The sequence below is a fragment of the Bacillus sp. S4 genome (assembly GCF_040838205.1).
In the GTDB taxonomy this organism is placed as follows: Bacteria; Bacillota; Bacilli; order Bacillales; family Bacillaceae_G; genus Bacillus_A; species Bacillus_A cereus_U.
On the sequence record NZ_JBFPJI010000279.1, the window covers coordinates 1 to 4,264 of the forward strand.

The window sequence follows — 4,264 nt, forward strand, 5'->3', positions numbered from 1 at the left end:
GTTGTATAGAAATTATATAATAAGCATGGATCTATATGCTATCATTCAATGAAGCTTAACCTCTATTCTATCTAAAGTTCCTTAAATGGACTACCTCCTTACCAATATTCAAAAACGATTGCGTTTTTGAATTTGTGTTCCATTTTTTCTTGACCAGGTCATTGAATAACTACACATAAACTCCTTATATCTTTAGATAAACTACCGATTAGCTCCATATAGACTCTAGATAACCTATATAGAATATAAGTTATCAAGGAGGTAAGAAAAAATGAATTTTATGAAACGCGCAATTCTCAGTATGAAAAAAAGAGTAGGAACATCATTAATTTTGATGGCAGTCTTCCTAATTGTTACAAATTTAGTGTTGGCAGGATTCACAATCCAAAATGCATCAAAAAAAGCTGCTGATGAAGCAAGAAAAAAACTAGGTGCAGATGTTACTTTAGGTCTTGATTTTGACAAATTAGGTCAACAAGCTAGAGAAACTGGAGAGATGCCTAAGCCGCCGCAGCTCAACACAAAAGAAGCAGATCAATTAGCGAAGTCAAAGTATGTAAAAGACTATAATTACATAACCAATACTTTCGGAATTTCTGATGGACTTAAACTAGTAGGAGCTTCAGAAGGAGAAGAAGAAGGAAAAGGTAAAGTGGGAATGGCGGCTGTACGAGGCGGTTCAAGCTCTGGTACAGAAATAGATATGAATTCTTCTTTTATGATTGAGGGAGTTCGCAAAACTGCATTACAAGAAAGCTTTAAGAATGGAAAAAGTAAAATCATTGATGGGAAACCAATTACAGAACAGATGAAAGATCAGAATGTAGCTTTAATGGAAAAACGTTTAGCGGAATTAAACAATTTGAAAGTAGGAGACAAAGTTAAAGTGCAATCAGGGGATAAGAAGGAAACCCTGGAGGTTGAAATTATCGGTATTTACGAAACGAATGAGCAAGCCATGGGTCAACAGGCCCCTCCTATAATGGATCCAGCTAATAAACTATATATGCCGCATTCAACTATGAAAAAATTAGAAGTAGATCAAGGTATAAGTAGCATTCAAGTCGTGTATTTCTTGAAAGATCCACAAAACATTGAAGCATTTAAAAAAGAAGCAAAAAAATCTGATATTGATTTTAATTATTATAAATTAGATGCACATGACTCGTTGTACAAACAAATGATTGATCCTATCGACAATATCTCTTCTACTTCTCAAATGATTATTTATATTGTATCGATTGCAGGGGCGATTATATTAGGGTTAATCATTATGTTATCGATTAAAGCACGTCGTAAGGAAATGGGGATTCTATTGTCCATTGGAGAGAAAAAGTGGAAACTGATGGCGCAGTTCGTAGTAGAAGTAGTATGTATCGCTATTTTAGCATTTGGATTATCCATAACAACAGGAGCTAAAGTTTCTCAATATATAGGGGATAATTTACTTTCGAGTGAAATTGCTACAGCAAGCGAAGAAACAGACACCCCACAAAATGGTACTGTAATGATGTCTGGACCTGGTGGTACTCTACAAAACCAAAAAGAAGATCCAATTGATAAAATTGATGTAAGTGTAACAGGAGAAGATGTAGGGAAAATGGGGGGGATCGGACTAGCTATTGCTATATTAGCAACGCTTCTTCCAGCATTATCTATTCTACGCCTGAATCCAAAACAAATTCTTTTAAAAGATGAATAAGGAGGCTCGATATGGAAACGATTTTACAATTTAAAAACTTAGATTATTATTATGAAAGTAACGGAAAAAAAGTAGCGATACTAGACAATGTTAACTTTTCTTTTCAAAAAGGACATTTCTACACGATTCTAGGACCATCTGGATCTGGTAAAACTACAACTCTTAGCTTAGGCTGTGGGCTAGATATACCTAAAAATGGTTATGTACTGTTTAATGGAAAGGATATTCGAAAAATTGGTTTAGATCGGTACCGTAATCAAAATGTATCGGTAATTTTCCAATCTTATAATTTGATTACCTATATGACTGCTCTTCAAAATGTCCTAACAGCAATGGAAATTACAGGTGTTAAAGTGCAAAATAAAACGGCAAGGGCATTAGAATTATTAGAGAAGGTAGGACTCACAGAAGTAGAAGCGAAACGAAACGTCCTGCAACTAAGTGGTGGGCAACAACAACGTGTAGCAATTGCTCGAGCGTTATCTTGTAATGTTGATTTACTGATTGCGGATGAGCCGACAGGAAACCTCGACGAAGAAACGGCAATGGATATAATAGAACTGTTTCAAGAACTTGCACATAAAGAAAATAAATGCATTATTGTTGTGACGCACTCACAGGAAGTTGCTAAAAAATCAGATCGTGCAGTTTATTTAAGTAATAAGAAGTTGGTAGTAAACGAAATCTAATATAAACACCCTAGGTTTTTAATTCACATAATTTTCGAAAATTGATCTCTTCAAATATTTATATTCGATATACAATAAAACCAAGCCATAATCAAAATGGTCTCCTTGTATTGAATGTTAAGATAGTTTGTTGTTCCCTTTTTAACAATATTTGAAAAAGAACTTGTAGGATTTTCTACAGGTTCTTTTTGTTATGATCGGTTTACTATATCATTGAGTAATTACATATACAAAACGGGACATTACCTAGATGTATGATCTAAATATTGTCCCGTTTAACCATTTATCAGTATTATTATTGAAGAATTAAACCAACAATCATAATTAAACTAAATACTATCATCCAACCAAACGCACAATAGCCGAAAATCCTAATCCATTTAGGTAATTGATTCATGTTAACTTTATTTGTGGGAATTCCTTGCATAGAAAACATCATTTTTTTATCTCTATCCCTATTATTTTGTTGTTCATACATAACATCATCACCTTTCTAGAATTATTGTGTTTATAGTATATCAGCCTGGATAAAACTAAGTATAGAATATTCGACAATTATAGTGGATTGATCTGTTCTCCAGTGCAGCATACTATATTTCAAAAAACTAAAATTTGATTGCTCAAAAGCTATATATTCTAAAATATTTGCTCATTTAAAACATAGTAAATCTTTACAAAGAGATGCTTTTTATTCGGTATTGAATAATTTGGATAAATTCACTTATACATCTTAGCGATTAGATACGTACATGTCTTTCAAACTATATGTGCCGTAAAGTAGGCGTAATTATTTATTCGTTACTTTTAAAGAATCTAACACTATTTTGGTTGCGTCTGCAATAAGTTTATCATCGTATTTCGCATCCTCTTTAGCATGATTAGAAAGTATCGCAAGAACAATTGGCTTTTTATTTGGTGGCCAAATGATTGCGATATCATTCCTTGTTCCATAAGACCCAGAGCCGGTCTTATCGGCTACTTCCCATTCTTCTGGAACTCCAGAACGAATTAAGTTGTCCCCCGTAGTATTCTTTTTCATCAAATCTATTAAAAAGTTCCGTTTCTCAATTGAAAGTATATCGCCTAGCGCGTAAGCTTTAAGACTAGTAACTAATGCCTTTGGGGTACTAGTATCACGAGTATCTCCTGGCTGCACTTCGTTTAATTCTGGTTCAAAACGTTCAGGATTTGTGACAGTATCTCCTATTTCTCTCAGTGATTTTTTGAATTCACTTGGCCCACCTAATTGTTTAAGAATAAGATTTTGTGCAGTATTATCGCTATATCGAATGGAAGCATCCGCAAGCTCTTTCAGAGTCATACCTGTATCTACATATTTTTCAGTAATTGGATTGTAATTCACAAGATCTTTGCTAGTATATTTAATTCTTTGATCTAAATCTTCTATTGATTTCTTTTGTAACAGTGCTCCAACAGCAAGGGCTTTGTGGGTAGATGCGTATGCAAACCGTTCATCTGAACGATAAGTAACAGTTTGATTCGTACCTGTGTCCAATGCATAAATACCAAGTTTAGCATCATATTCTTTTTCCAGCTTTACAAAAGAATGATTACTTGTATTTTCTTGTTTGGTTTGTTTCGGTGGTTCGGATTGAATATTACTATTGGAACAACCTATAAGCGTTACAAATGAAAGTAATACTGCAGGTAACATCTTTTTATAATGCGAAATGTGAAAAAACTTCTTTGAAACTATCATACATTTTCAACCTCTTTCAAGAATTTATGGATTTTGTATAGGTATTTTACATGCCGATACAATTAACAAATGTACAGGATAGCACTCCTCTTGTATTTCTTGCATTACAAAATGAGAGAACTACCAAAAACACCTTTTTTATACGTAATAGAC

Annotated in this window: 4 protein-coding genes; 2 read left to right on the plus strand and 2 right to left on the minus strand. The window is 33.6% G+C overall.

Annotated features, from left to right (window positions below; translation table 11 throughout):
* Positions 1 to 271: 271 nt before the first annotated feature.
* Positions 272 to 1,702: an ABC transporter permease gene (locus tag AB3X48_RS18405; RefSeq protein ID WP_016104950.1), complete on the plus strand. Its 1,431-nt coding sequence runs from the start codon at positions 272 to 274 to the stop codon at positions 1,700 to 1,702.
* An 11-nt stretch (positions 1,703 to 1,713) separates the two neighbouring features.
* Positions 1,714 to 2,391: an ABC transporter ATP-binding protein gene (locus AB3X48_RS18410; protein ID WP_002110110.1), complete on the plus strand. Its 678-nt coding sequence runs from the start codon at positions 1,714 to 1,716 to the stop codon at positions 2,389 to 2,391.
* A gap of 295 nt (positions 2,392 to 2,686) precedes the next feature.
* Here the strand turns inward: AB3X48_RS18410 and AB3X48_RS18415 are convergent, their stop codons facing one another.
* Positions 2,687 to 2,869 carry a hypothetical protein gene (locus AB3X48_RS18415; RefSeq protein ID WP_002032329.1) on the minus strand — a complete coding sequence of 61 codons (183 nt, stop codon included), beginning with the start codon at positions 2,867 to 2,869 and terminating at the stop codon, positions 2,687 to 2,689.
* 309 nt (positions 2,870 to 3,178) lie between these two features.
* Positions 3,179 to 4,111: a class A beta-lactamase gene (gene bla / locus AB3X48_RS18420; protein ID WP_016104951.1), complete on the minus strand. Its 933-nt coding sequence runs from the start codon at positions 4,109 to 4,111 to the stop codon at positions 3,179 to 3,181.
* Between the last annotated feature and the right edge of the window lie 153 nt (positions 4,112 to 4,264).